Annotated in this window: 18 protein-coding genes; 7 read left to right on the forward strand and 11 right to left on the reverse strand. The window is 67.4% G+C overall.

The window, feature by feature from the left end; genetic code table 11:
- Nucleotides 1–7: 7 nt before the first annotated feature.
- Nucleotides 8–880 carry an oxidoreductase gene (locus FHY06_RS07465; RefSeq protein WP_132752465.1) on the reverse strand — a complete coding sequence of 291 codons (873 nt, stop codon included), beginning with the start codon at nt 878–880 and terminating at the stop codon, nt 8–10.
- A gap of 117 nt (nt 881–997) precedes the next feature.
- On the opposite strand from FHY06_RS07465, the gene FHY06_RS07470 reads away from it, so the two are divergent.
- The 3 genes from FHY06_RS07470 to FHY06_RS07480 all read left to right on the forward strand — a co-directional run bounded on the left by FHY06_RS07470 (nt 998) and on the right by FHY06_RS07480 (nt 4,717).
- On the forward strand, nt 998–1,927 hold the full coding sequence (locus FHY06_RS07470; protein ID WP_184604260.1) for a LysR family transcriptional regulator: 930 nt from the start codon (nt 998–1,000) through the stop codon (nt 1,925–1,927).
- Nucleotides 1,928–2,075: 148 nt separating this feature from the next.
- Nucleotides 2,076–4,307, forward strand: coding sequence for an NADP-dependent isocitrate dehydrogenase (locus FHY06_RS07475; RefSeq protein ID WP_019654188.1), 2,232 nt, complete (start codon nt 2,076–2,078; stop codon nt 4,305–4,307).
- Nucleotides 4,308–4,339: 32 nt separating this feature from the next.
- Entirely contained in the window at nt 4,340–4,717 is a 378-nt protein-coding gene (locus tag FHY06_RS07480; protein WP_184604262.1) for a DUF1161 domain-containing protein, read from the forward strand.
- Between the two features lie 73 nt (nt 4,718–4,790).
- Here the strand turns inward: FHY06_RS07480 and FHY06_RS07485 are convergent, their stop codons facing one another.
- Nucleotides 4,791–5,669: an alpha/beta fold hydrolase gene (locus FHY06_RS07485; protein ID WP_132752463.1), complete on the reverse strand. Its 879-nt coding sequence runs from the start codon at nt 5,667–5,669 to the stop codon at nt 4,791–4,793.
- 408 nt (nt 5,670–6,077) lie between these two features.
- On the opposite strand from FHY06_RS07485, the gene FHY06_RS07490 reads away from it, so the two are divergent.
- Nucleotides 6,078–6,398, forward strand: a complete 321-nt coding sequence (locus FHY06_RS07490; RefSeq protein WP_126182801.1) for a hypothetical protein — start codon at nt 6,078–6,080, stop codon at nt 6,396–6,398.
- A gap of 5 nt (nt 6,399–6,403) precedes the next feature.
- Here the strand turns inward: FHY06_RS07490 and FHY06_RS07495 are convergent, their stop codons facing one another.
- Nucleotides 6,404–6,952, reverse strand: a complete 549-nt coding sequence (locus FHY06_RS07495) for a nucleoside 2-deoxyribosyltransferase (RefSeq protein ID WP_184604264.1) — start codon at nt 6,950–6,952, stop codon at nt 6,404–6,406.
- A gap of 198 nt (nt 6,953–7,150) precedes the next feature.
- On the opposite strand from FHY06_RS07495, the gene FHY06_RS07500 reads away from it, so the two are divergent.
- The gene (locus tag FHY06_RS07500; protein ID WP_260310158.1) at nt 7,151–7,504 is read left to right on the forward strand and encodes an Atu4866 domain-containing protein; all 354 of its coding nucleotides are present in this window, start codon (nt 7,151–7,153) and stop codon (nt 7,502–7,504) included.
- A 173-nt stretch (nt 7,505–7,677) separates the two neighbouring features.
- The gene (locus FHY06_RS07505; protein ID WP_184604266.1) at nt 7,678–8,451 is read left to right on the forward strand and encodes an SDR family oxidoreductase; all 774 of its coding nucleotides are present in this window, start codon (nt 7,678–7,680) and stop codon (nt 8,449–8,451) included.
- Here the strand turns inward: FHY06_RS07505 and cynS are convergent.
- The 7 genes from cynS to FHY06_RS07540 form a co-directional block, all read right to left on the reverse strand.
- Nucleotides 8,445–8,888: a cyanase gene (cynS, locus tag FHY06_RS07510; RefSeq protein ID WP_019654195.1), complete on the reverse strand. Its 444-nt coding sequence runs from the start codon at nt 8,886–8,888 to the stop codon at nt 8,445–8,447. The two genes, FHY06_RS07505 and cynS, sit on opposite strands and share 7 nt — an antisense overlap.
- Nucleotides 8,889–8,937: 49 nt before the next feature.
- Nucleotides 8,938–9,777, reverse strand: coding sequence for an ABC transporter ATP-binding protein (locus FHY06_RS07515; RefSeq protein ID WP_184604268.1), 840 nt, complete (start codon nt 9,775–9,777; stop codon nt 8,938–8,940).
- 31 nt (nt 9,778–9,808) lie between these two features.
- Nucleotides 9,809–10,678, reverse strand: coding sequence for a nitrate ABC transporter permease (gene ntrB, locus FHY06_RS07520; RefSeq protein WP_019654197.1), 870 nt, complete (start codon nt 10,676–10,678; stop codon nt 9,809–9,811).
- A gap of 3 nt (nt 10,679–10,681) precedes the next feature.
- Nucleotides 10,682–12,034 carry a CmpA/NrtA family ABC transporter substrate-binding protein gene (locus FHY06_RS07525; protein ID WP_126182798.1) on the reverse strand — a complete coding sequence of 451 codons (1,353 nt, stop codon included), beginning with the start codon at nt 12,032–12,034 and terminating at the stop codon, nt 10,682–10,684.
- A gap of 169 nt (nt 12,035–12,203) precedes the next feature.
- Entirely contained in the window at nt 12,204–12,872 is a 669-nt protein-coding gene (locus tag FHY06_RS07530; RefSeq protein ID WP_184604270.1) for a response regulator transcription factor, read from the reverse strand.
- Complete coding sequence (locus tag FHY06_RS07535; protein WP_184604272.1) at nt 12,869–14,071, reverse strand: sensor histidine kinase; 1,203 nt, start codon at nt 14,069–14,071, stop codon at nt 12,869–12,871. Before FHY06_RS07535 ends, FHY06_RS07530 begins: the two co-directional genes overlap by 4 nt.
- Before the next feature lie 176 nt (nt 14,072–14,247).
- On the reverse strand, nt 14,248–14,670 hold the full coding sequence (locus FHY06_RS07540; RefSeq protein WP_019654201.1) for a nuclear transport factor 2 family protein: 423 nt from the start codon (nt 14,668–14,670) through the stop codon (nt 14,248–14,250).
- 86 nt (nt 14,671–14,756) lie between these two features.
- On the opposite strand from FHY06_RS07540, the gene FHY06_RS07545 reads away from it, so the two are divergent.
- Complete coding sequence (locus FHY06_RS07545; protein WP_184604274.1) at nt 14,757–15,392, forward strand: TetR/AcrR family transcriptional regulator; 636 nt, start codon at nt 14,757–14,759, stop codon at nt 15,390–15,392.
- Here FHY06_RS07545 and FHY06_RS07550 read toward each other — a convergent pair.
- Complete coding sequence (locus FHY06_RS07550) at nt 15,370–17,031, reverse strand: L-lactate permease (protein ID WP_184604276.1); 1,662 nt, start codon at nt 17,029–17,031, stop codon at nt 15,370–15,372. The genes FHY06_RS07545 and FHY06_RS07550 overlap by 23 nt on opposite strands.
- Nucleotides 17,032–17,114 lie beyond the last annotated feature (83 nt).

The following is a 17,114-nucleotide window of genomic DNA, read 5'->3' on the forward strand; positions in this document are numbered from 1 at the left end:
CCCGTCTTCAGGCCGGGTCGAAGTCGGTGCTGCGGCTCAGGGCTTCCCAGGCCTCCATGTCCTTGAGCATCGCCTGCGCATGGGCGCGCACCGCGTCGACCGAGTCGCCGCCCAGCGGCAGGCGCAGCGGCGTGTTCTCCGCTTGCAGCGCCTTCGCGATGGCCACGGCCGCCTTGCGCGGATCGCCGGCCTGCGTGTTGTGCATGCTGTGCGCGAACTCGCGGGTGGCGCCCACCACCGGCTGGTAGGCCTCGATCACCGGCATGTGGCGCATGCCGCTGCCCGCGAGCTGCGTGCGGAACTGGCCCGGCTCCACGATCAGCACCTTGATGCCGAAGGGCGCCACCTCCTGCGCCAGCGCTTCCGAGGCGCCCTCCAGCGCGAACTTGGAGGCCGAATAGGCGCTGAAGCCCGCGAACGACAGCTGCCCGCCCAGGCTGGAGATGTTGACGATGGCGCCCGACCTCTGCGCGCGCAGCACCGGAAGCGCAGCACGGGTAACGGCCATCGCGCCGAAGAAGTTGGTGTTCATCAGCGCGCGCAGCTCTGCGTCGGACGTTTCCTCGAGGGCGCCGACCACGCCGTAGCCCGCGTTGTTGACGAGCACGTCGATGCGGCCGAAGCGCGCGACCGCGGCCTGCACGGCGGCCTCGGCGGCACCGGCCGCGTCCACGTCGAGCGGGGTGGCCAGCACGCGGTCGGGCGCCAGCGCCACGAGGTCAACCAGGCGGCTTGCGTCGCGGGCGGTGGCGACCACGTTGTGGCCCAGGGCCAGGGCGTGCTCGGCGAAGGCGTGGCCGAAACCGGAGGCTGCACCGGTGATGAACCAGGTCTGGCGGGCTTGCGAGGAGGTGCTGGCGATGTTGGAGGCGTTGGACATGAGGCTGGCTCCTTGAGGGGTTGAGGGTTGCCGTGAAGGCATGGCGTGACTGTTCCAGCAAACCCACTCAACGACTAGCCAGTTCAAATCGAAAGCACTGTGCGATACAGTGCATGAATGGACCGCAACCTGCTCCCGCATCTCGCAATCGTGCTGGCGGTGCACCGGCGCGGCGGATTCGCCGCGGCGGCGGCCGAACTGGGCATGAGCGCCTCGGCCGTGAGCCACGCGGTGCGCGCCGTCGAGGACCACCTGGGCCAGCCGATCTTCGCCCGCACCACCCGCAGCGTACGGCTGACCGAGGCCGGCGCGGGCTTCATCGGCATGCTGGCCCCGGCCATGGGCGAGATCGCCGACGCGGTGGACCGCTTCGGCGAGTCGCTCGGGCGGGTGAGCGGCGTGCTGCGCGTCAACGCGCCCCACGTGGCGCTGCCGCTGGCCATGACCCCGCTGGTGGCCGAAATGGCGCGCCGCCACCCGGGGCTGGTGATCGAGATCACCTGCGACGACGGGCTGGCCGACATCGTGGCGAGCGGCCACGACGCCGGCGTGCGGCTGGGCCACACCGTCGCGCAGGACATGGTGGCGGTGCGCCTCACCCCGCCCTTCGAGGCCATCCTGGTAGCCACGCCGCGCTACCTGGCCACGGCCGGCGAGCCGCGCAGCATCGAGGCGCTGCAGCAGCACAACTGCATCGGCTTCCGCTTCGTGACTTCGGGCGGCGTCTACGCCTGGGACCTGCGCGACGAGGGCGGCGCCCATGTCTCGGTCGAGGTGCCGGGCACCGTGCGGGTCACCGACGCGCTCTACGCCCGCGACCTGGCGCTGGCCGACGTGGGCATCGCCTACATCTTCGAGCCGCTGGTGCGCGCCGAGCTGCGCGAAGGCCGGCTGCGCCAGCTGCTGCCGCGCTCGGCCTTCGGGGAGCCAGGGCTCTTCTTGTACTTTCCGCGCCGGGCGGCCCAGGCGCCCAAGCTGCGCGCCTTCGTCGACCTGGCCCGGGAAATGCTCGAAAAGTCCGTTTCCGGCCAGCCGGAGGCCCTTTAAGACTCGCTTCCGGCCGGGGCTTGGTAACCCGCATGGCGAAACACGGTCCCGGCGGGCGACAATCGGGGGCTCCGGCAAAAACGGGCCACCCCCCGGACAGCCGGAAGTTCCAGCCAACCCGACAACCAGGATCTACGGAAGCAAGCGCATGAGCTCGAAGCAACCCACCATCGTCTACACCCTCACCGACGAGGCGCCCCTGCTGGCGACCTACGCGTTTCTGCCCATCATTCGCGCCTTCACGAATCCGGCCGGGATCAACGTCGAGACCAGCGACATCTCCGTGGCGGCCCGCATCCTGGGCGAATTCCCCGACTACCTGAGCGACGAGCAGAAGGTGCCCGACAACCTCGCCGAGCTGGGCAAGCTCACGCTCAAGCCCGAAGCCAACATCATCAAGCTGCCCAACATCAGCGCCTCGGTCGCGCAGCTGAAGGCCGCCATCAAGGAACTGCAGGGCAAGGGCTACAAGATCCCCGACTACCCCGAGAACCCGACCACGGACGAGGACAAGGACATCCGCGCGCGCTACAACAAGTGCACCGGCAGCGCCGTGAACCCCGTGCTGCGCGAAGGCAACTCCGACCGCCGCGCACCCAAGGCCGTGAAGGAATACGCGCGCAAGAACCCGCACAGCATGGCCGACTGGAGCCAGGCCTCGCGCTCGCACGTCTCGCACATGCACGGCGGCGACTTCTACCACGGCGAGAAGTCCATGACGCTCGACCGCGCGCGCAACGTCAAGATGGAGCTGATCACCAAGAGCGGCAAGACCATCGTGCTCAAGCCCAAGGTCGCCCTGCTCGACCGCGAGATCATCGACTCCATGTTCATGAGCAAGAAGGCGCTGCTGGCCTTCTATGAAAAGGAGATCGAGGACGCGCACAAGACCGGCGTGATGTTCTCGCTGCACGTGAAGGCGACCATGATGAAGGTCTCGCACCCCATCGTGTTCGGCCACTGCGTGAAGATCTTCTACAAGGAAGCCTTCGAGAAGCACGGCAAGCTGTTCGACGAGCTGGGCATCAACGTCAACAACGGCATGGTCGACCTCTACAACAAGATCGCCACGCTGCCGCAGAGCACGCAGGACGAGATCAAGCGCGACCTGCACGCCTGCCACGAGCACCGCCCCGAGCTGGCGATGGTCGATTCGGCCAAGGGCATCACCAACTTCCACTCGCCCAACGACATCATCGTGGACGCATCCATGCCCGCGATGATCCGCAACGGCGGCAAGATGTGGGGCGCCGACGGCCGCCTGAAGGACGTGAAGGCCGTGATGCCCGAATCGACCTTCGCCCGCATCTACCAGGAGATCATCAACTTCTGCAAGTGGCACGGCGCCTTCGACCCCAGGACCATGGGCACCGTGCCCAACGTGGGCCTGATGGCCCAGAAGGCCGAGGAATACGGCTCGCACGACAAGACCTTCGAGATCGCCGAGGACGGCGTCGCCAACATCACCGACCTGGACACCGGCGAAGTGCTGATGAGCCAAGAAGTGGAACAGGGCGACATCTGGCGCATGTGCCAGGTCAAGGACGCCGCGATCCGCGACTGGGTCAAGCTGGCCGTCAACCGCGCGCGCAACTCCGGCATGCCGGTGGTGTTCTGGCTCGACGCCTACCGTCCGCACGAGGCGCAGCTGATCACCAAGGTCAAGATGTACCTGCACGAGCACAACACCGCGGGCCTGGACATCCAGATCATGAGCCAGGTGCGCGCCATGCGCTACACGCTGGAGCGCGTGGTCCGCGGCCTGGACACCATCAGCGCCACCGGCAACATCCTGCGCGACTACCTGACCGACCTGTTCCCCATCATGGAACTGGGCACCTCCGCCAAGATGCTGTCGATCGTTCCGCTGATGGCCGGCGGCGGCATGTACGAGACCGGCGCGGGCGGCTCCGCTCCCAAGCACGTGCAGCAGCTGGTGGAAGAGAACCACCTGCGCTGGGACTCGCTGGGCGAATTCCTCGCGCTCGCCGTGAGCCTGGAGGACCTGGGCCTGAAGACGAACAACAAGAAGGCGGCCATCCTGGCGAAGACGCTGGACACGGCCACCGGCAAGCTGCTCGACAACAACAAGAACCCCTCGCCCAAGACCGGCCAGCTCGACAACCGCGGCAGCCAGTTCTACCTGGCGATGTACTGGGCGCAGGAACTGGCCGCGCAGACCGAAGACCTGGAGCTCCAGGCCGCCTTCGCCAAGCTGGCCGAGACGCTCGCAGCCAACGAGCAGAAGATCGTCGACGAGCTCGCGGCCGTGCAGGGCAAGCCGGTGGACATCGGCGGCTACTACCTGGCCGACCCGGTCAAGTTCTCGGCCATCATGCGCCCGAGCGCCACGCTGAACGCGGCGCTGGCCTCGGCGTAAGAAGGTCGATCGACCTCGTGCGGGCGGCAGCCATGAAGCCCTTCAGGCTCGCGATGCTTCCCGCCGTGCTGGCCCTGGCCGGCGCGGCGGTCGGCGCACACGCGGCCGAGGACTGCGAAGCCCTGCGCACCCGCATCGAACAGAAGATCGCCGCGAGCGGCGTGGCGCGCTTCACCGTCACCGTCGTCGATGCCAACGCATCGGCCGACGGACAGGTGGTGGGCAGCTGCGAGCTCGGCACGAAGAAAGTCGTCTATCTGAAGGACGCGGGGGGTGCACCGGCTCCTGCTCCCGCATCTATCCCTGCATCTTCTGCCCCGAAGCCGGCTCCGGCCCAGGGCGCGGACGAACCCATGATCACCGAGTGCAAGGACGGCACCGTGACCATGGGCGACTGCAGACGGCAGTAACGGCAACCCGGCGGCGCCTGCCGCCCGGCCTTGTCTGCCCCATTCATTCCTGTGGCCGGATCGCTCCGGCTCTTCAGCCCTTCGCCACCACCCGCGCGATCCACGCGAGCAGCACCGCCTCGACCTCGTCGCGGTTGGTCTCGTTCAGCGCCTCGTGCCGCGCGCCGCCGAAGACGTGGCACGACACGTCGCGCAGCCCCGCCTGGCGATAGCGCTCCACCAGCGGGTAGAACCACTCGGCCTTGTTGCTCACCGGATCTTCGCCGCCAATGAACAGGTACAGGGGCAGCTCGGGGCTGATGGTCTTGCGCATCGCCTCCGGCGTGAGGTCGCCCAGCTTCGCGAACATCGAGCCCAGCCCCTCCGGCGAGACCGTGAAGCCGCACAGCGGATCGGCGATGTACGCATCGACCTGTGCCGGATCGCGGCTGAGCCAGTCGAAGGGCGTGCGTACGTCGGGCAGCGCGGCGTTCATGTCTTCCAGCTTGAAGCCCGACTGCAGCGCGGTTCCCAGCAGGTCGAGCGCCGAAGTGCCGGACAGCGCAGCACCCGCGAGCAGCGAACCATGCTCGACCAGGTAGTACTGCAGCGCGAACGAACCCATGCTGTGGCCCAGCAGGATCAGCGGCAGGCCCGGATGCACGCCACGCACATGGCGGCTCAGCAGCGCCATGTCGTCCACCAGCCCGGCGAACGCGCGCGGACCGAACTCGCCCAGCTCGCCGCGCGCCTGCGCGCCCTTGCCATGGCCGCGATGCTCGTTCGCATAGACCACGTAGCCCGCCTGCACCAGCGATTCGGCCAGATGACGGTAGCGCAGCGAATGCTCGCCCATGCCGTGCGCGAGCTGGACGATGGCGCGCGGCTTCGTCACCGTGCCAAGCCACCGATGAACCTCCACCGTGACGCCGTCGTTGGCGGTGAGCTCGAAGTGGGTCTCGGTGGTCGGCATGCAGTGCTCCATTCAGTGATTGATGGAGCCGATCCTAGGGGCTGGTGCGCGGCGATTCGATCAGGGGTTTCCTGCTTTTGTCGCGCGGTGGACAGCACCGCATTGTGTTTATCGTTATCGCTTGCACAGATAGTTCTGGGCTCCTATCGCGTGGATATACTGCCCCGTCGCGCCGACTTGGCGCGATCGGGTTTGGAAGCCCGCTTCACCTCTGCGACGAGAGCCGCAGCCACCGCACATGGTCTGCGGCTTTTTCGCTCGTGCCACTTTTATGGCGGCTCGGGCGGGAGGGCGCGAGCCCTGCCGGTTCTCGCAAGAGGTGTCCGGTCTTCCAACCCGTTCGAGCTGCCGCCCCCGTTTGGAAGCGAGTGCGGTGGTTTTTGAAATCACACCTCTTGGAGGCCATTCATGGCTCAACACGCTCGCGTTCGCGCGCAGTCGCAACCTCCTTCCGCGCCTGTCGAATCCGCAATCGATGCACTTGCTCGGCAAGCCTGCGACGATGCGGCGCAATTGCAGGAAGTCCTGCACGCTCATGCCTGCATCGAAAAGCTCATAGCTCCAGAACATACAAGCGATCTCGAAGGACTCGTGACCACCCGTAGCGAATTGGGCGCCCTGCTGCGCCTCGCCAATGCGGAGCTTCAACGTTGCATCAGTGCGGTAGACAGTACTACCTCGCAACTACGCCACGCGCTGATCGCCAGCGAAAGTAGGACGCCCGCGTAGCGCGGCTATAGCCGGACGGCATCGGCCAGCACCTGCGCCATCTTCCGCAGCGCCGCCTCCGGCGTCGCCTCGATGTGGATCGAACACGCCAGCATCAGGTTCAACTGCTGCCCGAAGTCCTCGACCGCGATGCCGGTGCCGGCTTCGCGCAGCACGCCGTTCGCGTCGACCTCGCATGGCAGCGCGGCGCGCACGCGGTCTGCGTAGCTGCCTTCGGGCACGCCGTAGGCAACGACCGGGATGCCCAGCGCGATCGCCGCGCCGACCTCGAACACGGTGCCGGAATCTGGCTCCATGCCCCTGAAGCTCGCAAGATTGGCGACCACGCCGTCGGCGCCGCGAAGGCGCTGCATGTTGGCTTCGTAGATCTGCTTCTCGGGCGCGTCGGAGGTCTGCTCTTCGTTGCCGTCCGCCGGCAGCAGGGCCGCGAGGCCGGCTGCGTCGCAGGCGGCCGACAACCTGACGAAATGCGCCCTGGCGTCGGGGCGAAAGACGTCGGGCCCCGCGAGGTAGATGCGCGGGCGGGCCGTGTTCGGGGGAGGCTTGTTGTCCATCGGCGCAGCATCCGCGATTTCCGGCTCTTGCTCAATCCTTGCGACATGGTGCAAAGCGAATTACCGATGGATGCATCGGCCGGCAGCACCGGCCGATGCGGCTTCGGGGAATCAGGCAAGAAACTCGCACGAAGCGACTAACGCCCCGCCCGCGCCTTTTCCAAGAATGGACGCTCCATCCACGAACCAAGGCGCACCATGAACACCGCACGTCGCACAGGCGCACTCACCGCGCTCTCGCTATCGCTTGCCATGGGCTCGGGCCCTTCGCAGGCACAACCCCAACGCCCCAGGCTGCTCGAAGACCCGAACCGCTTCGTGGGCATGTGGGTGACACAAGACGGCCACATCCGCCACGAACTGCTGCCCAACGGCCGCTACGACGAGGCGCGCGGAACGCGCCCGAGCGCCTACCGGGGCAGCTACAGACTGACGGGCAACCACATCGACTACGTCGACGACACCGGCTTCACGGCCGACGGCGAGTTCCGCGACGGCGTGCTGTACCACGCGGGCATGGTGCTCTACCGCGAAAGCACTACGCGGCGCTGAGCCGGGCGAAGCGGCGGACGCAGTCGGCATCGCGTTTTGCAGGATCAGGCAAAAACCGCGTTCGATTCGTCTACCGCTTCGGGCCCGCGAAAACGCACACTTCTCTGCATGCCCGGCTCACGCTCATTCCAGTGTGTGCCCCACGGCAGACAGATCAGCACGAGGAGTTCACCATGACCACGATCCAGGAAAAAGTCGTACTCATCACCGGCGCGAGCAGCGGCATCGGCGAAGCGACCGCCAGGCTGCTTGCGCGGCGCGGCGCCAAGGTGGTGCTCGGTGCGCGCCGCACCGACAGGCTCGCCGCGCTGGCGGCGGAGATCACGGCCACGGGCGGAACGGCGAGCTACCAGCGCCTCGACGTGACGCACCGGCCCGACATGGAAGCATTCGCCGAATTCGCGCTCGAGACGCACGAGCAGATCGACGTGCTCGTCAACGCCGCGGGCGTAATGCCGATGTCACCGCTGTGGAATCGCAAGATCGAGGAGTGGGAACTCATGATCGACGTGAACCTGCGCGGCGTGCTGCTGGGCATCGCGGCGGTGCTGCCGACGATGCAGGAGCAGGGCTGGGGCCACATCGTGAACGTGGCGCCGGTGGCGATGCATGGGCTGTCGCCGGGCTCGGCGGTGTACCACGGCACGCAGTACGCGGTGAACGCGGTCTCCGAGGGCCTGCGGCAGGAGCATGCCGGCCGGCTGCACGTGACGGTGGTGAGCCCCGACGTGCACGGCCCCATCGATCCGCTGGCCGAGCGCATCGCGGCCAGCTACGCACGCGAACGCATGCGCACCAACCGGCGCATCGCGGTGCCCGTGGATGCGGTGGCACGCTCGATCGCGGGCGCCATCGAAGGCTACGGCATCACGGCCGGGGCGATGCGCCCGCCTGCCAGGCAACATCAGCAGCAGCAAAGGCCGCGCCCGGCCGAATACGCTCAGTAGGTCTTGTAGGGCAGGAACTTGCCCGACAGCACCACGTTGACGCGGTCGCCCTTCGGGTCGGCCTCGCGCTGGATGTCCATGCTGAAGTCGATGGCGCTCATGATGCCGTCGCCGAATTCCTCATGGATCAGTTCCTTGATGGTGGTGCCGTACACGCTCACCACCTCGTACCAGCGGTAGATGAGCGGATCGGTGGGCACCGGCGTGGGCAGCGAGCCCTTGTAGGGCACGACCTTCAGCCACTTCTGCTCCTCGGCGGTGAGGCCGAAGATCTTGCCGATGATCTTCGCCTGCTTGTCGTCGAGGGTCATCTGGCCGAGGCAGGCGGCGGTGGTCCACTCCTTCGAGAGGCCGACCTTCGTGGCCACGTCGGCCCACTGGATGCCCTTGCTGACCTTGGTGGCGATGATCTTCTCGGTGACGTCGTTGCGGTTCATGGGGTTTGCTCCTGATCGATATGAACGTGATGAAGGGGTGAAGGCGAGGTCACGCCGCCTTCGCGCGCGTGACGAGGAAATCGACGATGTGGTTGCGCAGCGCGTAGTAGCCGTCGAGGTGGTGCAGCGAGGCGCGCGTGCGCTCGCGCGGCAGCGGGTTGACCACCGTCTCGACGATGTTCCCCGCGCGGTACCCGCCCTGCGGCAGGTCGGTGCCGTTGCTCATGAGCAGGATGCGGTCGGCCAGCAGGATGGCCTCGTCCACGTCGTGCGTGATCATGAAGACGGTCTGCTGCGTCTGCCGCACGATGGCCATCAGCTCGTCCTGGATGGTGCCGCGCGTGAGCGCGTCGAGGGCGCCGAAGGGCTCGTCGAGCAGCAGCATCTTGGGGCTGATGGCGAAGGCGCGGGCGATGCCCACGCGCTGCTTCATGCCGCCCGAGAGCTGCGAGGGCTTCTTGTCGATGGCCGCCTGCAGTCCGACCATGGCGACGAAGCGCTCCACCTGCGCATCGACCTGCGCGGCCGACCAGTCGGGCCAGCGCGAGACCACCGCGAAGGCGATGTTCCTGCGCACCGTGAGCCACGGCATGAGCGCATGGCTCTGGAACACCACGCCGCGCTCCAGGCTGGGGCCGGCCACCTCTCGGCCATCCATGAAGACATGGCCAGCGCTCGCCTGGTCGAGGCCCGCCAGCACGTTGAGGATGGTGGTCTTGCCGCAGCCCGAGTGGCCGATGATGCAGACGAACTCGCCGCGGTCGAGCGTGAACGACACGTCGGCGAACACGGGCCGCGCGGGCATGAAGGCCTTGGCAAGGCCCTCCACGCGCAGGAAGCCGCGGGCGCCCGGCGCCTCCACGGCGGCGGAAACGACAGGCTGGGTCATGGCTTCACCTCGGGCGGCAGGAACGGCGCGTTCACTCCACATAGGTCACCTTCCGCTGCAGCGCCGCGAAGGCCTGGTCGAGCAGCATGCCCACCACGCCGATCAAAAGGATCGCGAAGATCACGTTGGTGAGCGACAGGTTGTTCCACTCGTTCCACACGAAGTAGCCGATGCCGGTGCCGCCCACCAGCATCTCGGCCGCCACGATGACCAGCCACGCGATGCTCATGCTGATGCGCATGCCCGTGAGGATGGTGGGCGCCGCCGCCGGCAGGATGACGCGGAACGCGCGGCGCAGCGGCTTCACCTCGAGCGTGCTGGCTACGTTGAGCCATTCGCGCTTGACCGAGGCCACGCCGAAGGCGGTGTTCAGCAGCATCGGCCAGACCGAGCAGATGAAGATCACGAAGATGCCGCTGACCGACGAGTCCTTGATGGTGTAGAGCGCCAGCGGCATCCACGCCAGCGGCGAGATCGGCTTGAGCACCTGGATGAAGGGGTCGAAGGCCTTGTGCAGCAGCGGCGACATGCCGATGACGAAGCCCAGCGGCACCGCCACCATGCACGCCAGCGCGAAGCCCAGGCCCACGCGCGCCAGCGACCAGGCCAGCTGGATGGCGATGCCCTTGTCGTTGGGGCCGTTGTCGTAGAACGGATTCGACAGGTGCTTCCACGCGGTGGCGGCCATCTCGGCGGGCGTGGGAAAGCCCGAGCTCTTCACCTGGCCCTGCGTCGGGTCCTTGCCGAGCATCTTCTGGTATTCGATCTGCTCGGCTGTCATGCCTGCCGCGGCGGAGGTGCCGCCGGCCGGTGCGGTGGCGACCTGCCACACGCCCACCAGCAGCAGGAACATCAGCAGCGACACCAGCGCCGCCTTGAACGAAAGAGCCTTCTTCCGCATGGCTCAGGCCATCTTCGCGATGGCGAAGCTCTTGAGGTAGTCGTCGGGCTTCGCGGGGTCGAACACCTTGCCCATGATGGTGAACTTCGGGTACGCCCCGTCGGGCACCGGCTGGCCCAGGTCCTTCATGCGCTTCTTCGCGTCGGTGAGCAGGAAGACCTTCTCGGCGATCCGCCTGTAGTCGATGTCGCCCTTCACGTAGCCCCAGCGCTTCATCTGCGTGAGCATCCACACGGCCATCGACTGCCAGGGGATCGGGTCGAAGTCGGCGCGGTCCGGCACGGTGCGGATGTTGCCCAGGCCGTCGGCGAACTTGCCGGTGAGCACCTGCGTGAGCACGGTCTCGGGCTGGTTCAGGTATTGCGCGGGTGCGATCACCTTGGCGATGAGTTCGCGGTTCTTCGGATCGCGCGCCATGGCCGACGCGGTGAGCACCGAGCGCACCAGGGCGGCGAAGGTGTTCGGGTTCTTCTCGATGAACTCGCTCGACGTACCGAAGGCGCAGCACGGGTGGCCGTTCCACAGGTCCTTGGTCAGCAGGTGGATGAAGCCGATCTCCTCGAACACCGCGCGCTGGTTGAACGGATCGGGGCCGAGGTAGCCGTCGATGTTGCCGGCGCGCAGGTTGGCCACCATCTCGGGCGGCGGCACCACGCGGATCTGGATGTCGGTGTCGGGGTTCAGGCCCGCTTCCGCCACGTAGTAGCGCAGCAGGAAGTTGTGCATGCTGTACTCGAAGGGCACGGCGAACTTCAGGCCCTTCCAGGTCTTGGGGTCGCGCTTGTCCTTGTGCTTGTTGGCCAGCGTGATGGCCTGGCCGTTGGTGTTCTGGATGGTCGCGACGTTCATGGGCACCGCGTTGGAGCCCGCGCCCATCGAGATGGCCAGCGGCATCGGCGACAGGAAGTGCGTGGCGTCGTACTCCTTGTTGAGCATCTTGTCGCGGATGAGCGCCCAGCCCGCCGTCTTCACCACCTCCACGTCGAGGCCCTGCTTCTGATAGAAGCCCAGCGGGTGCGCCATGATGAGCGGCGTGGCGCAGGTGATGGGAATGAAGCCGATCTTGAGCTTCGTCTTCTCCAGCGGCGCCTTCTCCTGCGCCATGGCCTGCAGCGCGCCCAGCGGAAACACCGAGGCGATGGCCGCGCGCGCGGTGCCCGCGCCCACGGCGCGCAGGAAGCCGCGCCGCACGCTGTCGACGGGGAACAGCGCCTTCATGAGGCTGGCTTCCAGCTTGTCCTGCGGCAGCACGCCTGCGCGCTCCGCGCCATGCACGCGCCCGCAGGCGCAGCGCATGTTCAGCGGCCGGTCGGCATCGTAGGGATCGCAGGCGGTCGGTTCGTGCGGGTCGGACATGGTGGTGCACCTCGTTGGAAAGATGCAGCCGCCGTTGCAAGCGCCGGGCCGGAAAGTCCCTGCGCAGGCCGTTGCGGAGCTCGCGGCATCAGATCGTGCCGCCGATGTCGAGGCCTTGTAGGGCTGGCACTACAAGCCGGTGCACGCCGGCGGCGCGTTCGGGCTCTTTTCAGCCGGAAGAGCCCTGCTTGCCGTGGCGTTCGGCGTACAGGGCCAGCTCCACGTCGTTCTTGGTGCCGGTCTTCTCGAGGATGCGTGCGCGATATGTGCTCACGGTATTGGGCGCCAGGCCCAGCTGCGCACCGATTTCGCTCACGCTGTGCCCCGCGCTGAGCAGCCGGTACACCTGGTGCTCGCGGTGCGAGAGCACCTCAGCGCCCTGCCCGGCGCCTCGCCCCACGGCCGTGGCCAAGGCCTCGGCCGTGGCCGCGGACACGTAGAGGCCGCCGCCCGCCACCTTGCGCACCGCACCGACCATGTCGTCGGCGTCGGCGCTCTTGTTGAGATAGCCCGATGCGCCCAGCTTGATGCAGCGCACCGCGTATTGCTTCTCCGGATAGGTGCTCAGCATCAGCACCGGAAGCGATGGCCATTGCTTGCGCAGGGCCTGCAGCACGTCGAGCCCGTCGCGGCCGGGCAGGGCAATGTCGAGCAGCACCACGTCGAGGCCCTCGGGCCCGCCGAGCGCCTGCACGGCTTCCAGCACCTCGGGGCCGGTCTGCGCCTCGGCGCGCACGACCATCGCGGGCAGTCCGTTGGAGAGGTCGCCCAGCATCTGCTTCAGGCCTTCGCGCACGATGCGGTGGTCGTCGCCGATGAGCACGCGGATGTCGCTCATTGCGCGCCTCCGTGCGCATCCACGTGCAGCGGCAGTTGAAGGCGAAAGGTGCTGCCCTCGCCCACGCGGCTCTCGATGTCGATGCGCCCGCCGAAGTGGCGCGCTCGCTCGCGCATGCCGAGCACGCCGTAGGAGGTGGCGGCCTCGAAGGCCTGCGCCGGCGCGCCGACGCCGTCGTCTCGCACGCTGATGCTCAGCCGCGCCTGCTCGACGCCGATGCGGATGCCGAGGCTGCTCGCCCTGGCATGGCGCCCGACGTTGCTCAGCATCTCCTGGAAGATGCGGAACACCGCGATGGCCGCGGGCTCGGGCAGCTCCACGCCGGGCGGCACGTCGAAGCGCCAGTCCAGTTCCAGCTCGGCCGCCTGCACGAACTCGTGCGCCTGCCATTCGAGCGCGGCCCACAGGCCCTGGTGGTCGAGGATGCTGGGGCGCAGGTCGGTGATGATGCGCCCCACGTTGTCGACCGCGCGCTCGATGAGCTGGCTCATGTTCGCGCATTTGCAGCGCATCTGCTCGCGCATGGCCTGCGCCGCGTCGGGCGTGCGCTCCTGCTGTTCGCCCAGGCGCTTGCCGATCCAGTTGACGTCCATCTTCAGCGCCACCAGCAGGCTGCCGAGTTCGTCGTGCACCTCTCGTGCGATGCGGGTGCGCTCCTCCTCTCGCACCTTGTCGAGCCATGCGGAGAGCTCGCGCAGCTGCGCCAGCGCGTCGCTGAGCTCGCGGGTGCGCTCCTGCACGCGCAGGCCGAGTTCGTCCTTGGCCTGCTGAAGCGCCTCCGCCTGGCGCCGGCGTTCGGTGATGTCGACGAAGGTGATGACGGCGCCGCGCACCTGCGTGCCGTCCATGATCGGGTGGCTCGAATACTCGACCGCGAAGGCGCTGCCGTCGCGCCGCCAGAACACCTCGGTGTCGATGCGGCAGGGCAGGCCGCGCCGGAAGGCGTTGAAGATGGGGCAGTCGGTATCGGCGTAGTGCGAGCCGTCGGGATGCGAGTGGTGCGTGAGCTCGTGCATGTTGGAGCCGAGCACGTCGCCCACCTCATGGCCGAGCATCTGCGCGCCAGCCCGGTTGATGAACATGCAGTGGCCGTCGAGGTCGATGCCGAAGATGCCCTCGCCCGTCGATTCCAGCAGCAGGCCGAGCTGGTGCTGCCACAGCGGGTGGCTGGCGGCGGGGTTCAGTAGGGGCGTCTCCATGCACCAAAAGCAAGCAACAGCCGTGCCCGGGATCTTCTCCCTCTCCCCTCGGGGAGAGGGTTGGGGTGAGGGTGCGTCTGCGGTCAATGCAGCGCGGGGGCGTTGCGGCCGCGGCCCTCACCCTAGCCCTCTCCCCGAGGGGAGGGCAACGCGGGAACAACGCAGTTCAGCGCGGCTCAGCGCGCCCAGTGGAACTTGCGGTCCGATTCCTTGATGGGCTGGTCGTTGATGCTCGCGAAGCGCCTCTGCATCAGGCCGTTCTCCGCGAACTCCCAGTTCTCGTTGCCGTGGCTGCGATACCACTGGCCCGCGTCGTCGTGCCACTCGTACTCGAAGCGCACCGCGATACGGTTGTCCATGAAGGCCCAGAGCTGCTTCTTCAGGCGGTAGTCGAGCTCGCGCGCCCACTTGCGCGAAAGGAACTCCACCACCTGCTCGCGGCCGTTGACGAACTCGGCGCGGTTGCGCCATTCGGTGTCGGGCGTGTAGGCCAGGCTCACGCGAACGGGGTCGCGCGAGTTCCAGGCATCTTCGGCGGCCTGCACCTTCTGCGTGGCGGATTCGAGGGTGAAGGGCGGCAGCGGCGGGCGTGATTCCATGGCGGTTCTTTCGATCGAGGTTGAAGGGGAATGCGCCGGAATGTGCCACATGTAGACAGACCTGTCTACATGCCTACAATCGCGCCATGGACATCTCCTCCATCTCCGAACTACCGGCGCGCGAGCGCATCCTTCGCACCGCGCACGACCTCTTCTACGCCGACGGCATCCGCGCCACGGGCATCGACCGCGTCATCGCCGCATCTGGCGTCACCAAGGTCACCTTCTACCGGCACTATCCCTCGAAGGACGACCTGGTGCGGGCCTTCCTCGATCACCGCCACGGCCTGTGGATGGCATGGTTCGTCGATGCGCTCGGCCGGCTCGGCGCGCAGCAGCGCATCGGCGGCGGCCAGGCGCTGGAGGTGCTGGCCGACGCCATGGCCGAATGGTTCGCCGACCCGGCCTTCCGCGGCTGCGCCTTCATCAACTCGGTGGTCGAGGTGGGCGGCAGCGTGAGCGGCGCGAGCGACATCTCGCGCGAGCACAAGCGCGAGATGGTCGAGGTGATCGCCGGGCTGCTGCCCGAATCGCTGGAAAGCCCGCCCCGCATGGCCGTTGCGCAGGCCGCCGCGCTGGGCGTCGACGGCGCCATCGTCAAGGCGCAGATGGGCGGCGCCGCGCTCGCGCGCGAAGCGGTCGACGACCTGCGCCGGCTGCTTCAGGCGCTGGCGGCGACGCTGCCCGCCTCGGCAGCCGTCACTTCACGACCATCAGCGTGAACGGCCACACGTAGGCCTGCAGCGTCACGTATAAGCCCACGAGGCAGGCCAGCGCGATGGAGTGGAAGAACACGTAGCGCAGGATCTCGCCTTCGTGGTTGAACCAGCGCGTGGCGGTGGAAGCCACCACGATCGACTGCGCATCGATCATCTTGCCCATCACGCCGCCCGAGCTGTTGGCCGCGCCCATCAGGTTCGGGCTCAGGCCGAGCTGGTCGGCCGCCACCTTCTGCATGCCGCCGAAGAGCACGTTCGATGCGGTGTCGGAGCCGGTGAGCGCCACGCCCAGCCAGCCCATCAGCGTGCCGAAGAAGGGATACAGCACGCCGGTGTTGGCGAAGGCCAGGCCGAGCGTGGTGTCCAGCCCCGAGTAGCGCGTGAGCGTGCCCAGCGCGAGCATCAGCACGATGGTGAGCAGCGAGAACTTCACCAGCCACAGCGTGCGGCCGTAGGCGGCCACGAGCTGGATCGGGTTGTACTTCATCACCAGCCCGCCCACGAGCGCCGACACCAGGATGCCGGTGCCCGTGGCCGAGAGCAGCAGCAGCTGGTAGACGGCGCCCTCCTTCGTCGGCTTGGGCACCACCGGCGCCACCTTCTCGATCATGTTGTGCAGCCCGTCGATCGGGAAGCTCGGCGCGAAGATGCCGTTGAGCCAGGTCTTCACCGAGGGCAGGCCCCAGATGAACACGAACACGGTGAGGATGAGCCATGGCGTCCAGGCGCGGATCACGGCGGCGCTGGAATGCTTCGTCGGCGCGACGGCCGCGGAGGCCTCGCCGCCATCGGCCTCATGCCCCTTGAGCGACACCGAGGTCCAGACCTTCTTCGGCTTCCACACGCGCAGGAACGCGACCAGGCACACCATCGAGACGATGGCCGCGATGATGTCCACCAGCTCCGGCCCGATGTAGTTCGACACCAGGAACTGCGGAATCGCGAAGGACACGCCCGTCACCAGGATGGCAGGCCACACCTCCATCATTCCCTTGCGCCCCGCGAAGGCCCAGATGAGCCAGAAGGGCACCAGCAGCGAGAAAAACGGCAGCTGCCGCCCGATCATCGCGGTGACCGCCATCAGGTCGTAGCCATGCACCTTGGCCAGCGTGATGACCGGCGTGCCCAGTGCGCCGAAGGCCACCGGCGCGGTGTTCGCGATGAGCGAGAGCCCCGATGCCGCCAGCGGCGAGAACCCGAGCCCGATAAGGATGGCCGCGGTGACCGCCACCGGCGTGCCGAAGCCCGCCGCGCCCTCGAAGAAGGCGCCAAAGGCGAATGCGATGAGCAGCAGCTGCAGGCGCCTGTCTTCCGTGATGCCGGCGATGGAGTCCTGCAGTATCTGGAAGCTGCCGTTCTGCTGAGTGAGCTGCTGCAGGAAGATGATGTTCAGCACGATCCAGCCGATGGGCAGCAGGCCGGTGATGCCGCCGAGGAAGGCGGCCTTGCCCGCCATGTCGGCCGGCATGCCGAAGGCGAACACCGCGATGAGCACAGCGCTCAGCAGGCCCAGCCCCGCCGCATAGTGCGCCTTGACGTGAAGCAACCCGAGGCACACCAGCATCACCACCACCGGTATCGCGGCCAGCGCCGTCGATACGATCATGTTGCCGAAGGGGTTGTAAACCTGTTGCCAGACCATGCGCTCGTCTCCTGTTGTTTTGGGAATTCTTCTGAGCCGGTGCTTCGGCCGGGGCAGGGCCGGAAGCGTTCGATACCATCCTA

Source organism: Variovorax atrisoli (assembly GCF_014195185.1).
Taxonomy (GTDB): domain Bacteria; phylum Pseudomonadota; class Gammaproteobacteria; order Burkholderiales; family Burkholderiaceae_C; genus Variovorax; species Variovorax atrisoli.

Excerpts from the sequence above, each read along its gene's own strand:
- FHY06_RS07465 (WP_132752465.1), bottom strand. The coding sequence starts at position 880 with ATGTCCAACGCCTCCAACATCGCCAGCACCTCCTCGCAAGCCCGCCAG.
- FHY06_RS07470 (WP_184604260.1), top strand. The coding sequence starts at position 998 with ATGGACCGCAACCTGCTCCCGCATCTCGCAATCGTGCTGGCGGTGCAC.
- FHY06_RS07475 (WP_019654188.1), top strand. The coding sequence starts at position 2,076 with ATGAGCTCGAAGCAACCCACCATCGTCTACACCCTCACCGACGAGGCG.
- FHY06_RS07480 (WP_184604262.1), top strand. The coding sequence starts at position 4,340 with ATGAAGCCCTTCAGGCTCGCGATGCTTCCCGCCGTGCTGGCCCTGGCC.
- FHY06_RS07485 (WP_132752463.1), bottom strand. The coding sequence starts at position 5,669 with ATGCCGACCACCGAGACCCACTTCGAGCTCACCGCCAACGACGGCGTC.
- FHY06_RS07490 (WP_126182801.1), top strand. The coding sequence starts at position 6,078 with ATGGCTCAACACGCTCGCGTTCGCGCGCAGTCGCAACCTCCTTCCGCG.
- FHY06_RS07495 (WP_184604264.1), bottom strand. The coding sequence starts at position 6,952 with ATGGACAACAAGCCTCCCCCGAACACGGCCCGCCCGCGCATCTACCTC.
- FHY06_RS07500 (WP_260310158.1), top strand. The coding sequence starts at position 7,151 with ATGAACACCGCACGTCGCACAGGCGCACTCACCGCGCTCTCGCTATCG.
- FHY06_RS07505 (WP_184604266.1), top strand. The coding sequence starts at position 7,678 with ATGACCACGATCCAGGAAAAAGTCGTACTCATCACCGGCGCGAGCAGC.
- cynS (WP_019654195.1), bottom strand. The coding sequence starts at position 8,888 with ATGAACCGCAACGACGTCACCGAGAAGATCATCGCCACCAAGGTCAGC.
- FHY06_RS07515 (WP_184604268.1), bottom strand. The coding sequence starts at position 9,777 with ATGACCCAGCCTGTCGTTTCCGCCGCCGTGGAGGCGCCGGGCGCCCGC.
- ntrB (WP_019654197.1), bottom strand. The coding sequence starts at position 10,678 with ATGCGGAAGAAGGCTCTTTCGTTCAAGGCGGCGCTGGTGTCGCTGCTG.
- FHY06_RS07525 (WP_126182798.1), bottom strand. The coding sequence starts at position 12,034 with ATGTCCGACCCGCACGAACCGACCGCCTGCGATCCCTACGATGCCGAC.
- FHY06_RS07530 (WP_184604270.1), bottom strand. The coding sequence starts at position 12,872 with ATGAGCGACATCCGCGTGCTCATCGGCGACGACCACCGCATCGTGCGC.
- FHY06_RS07535 (WP_184604272.1), bottom strand. The coding sequence starts at position 14,071 with ATGGAGACGCCCCTACTGAACCCCGCCGCCAGCCACCCGCTGTGGCAG.
- FHY06_RS07540 (WP_019654201.1), bottom strand. The coding sequence starts at position 14,670 with ATGGAATCACGCCCGCCGCTGCCGCCCTTCACCCTCGAATCCGCCACG.
- FHY06_RS07545 (WP_184604274.1), top strand. The coding sequence starts at position 14,757 with ATGGACATCTCCTCCATCTCCGAACTACCGGCGCGCGAGCGCATCCTT.
- FHY06_RS07550 (WP_184604276.1), bottom strand. The coding sequence starts at position 17,031 with ATGGTCTGGCAACAGGTTTACAACCCCTTCGGCAACATGATCGTATCG.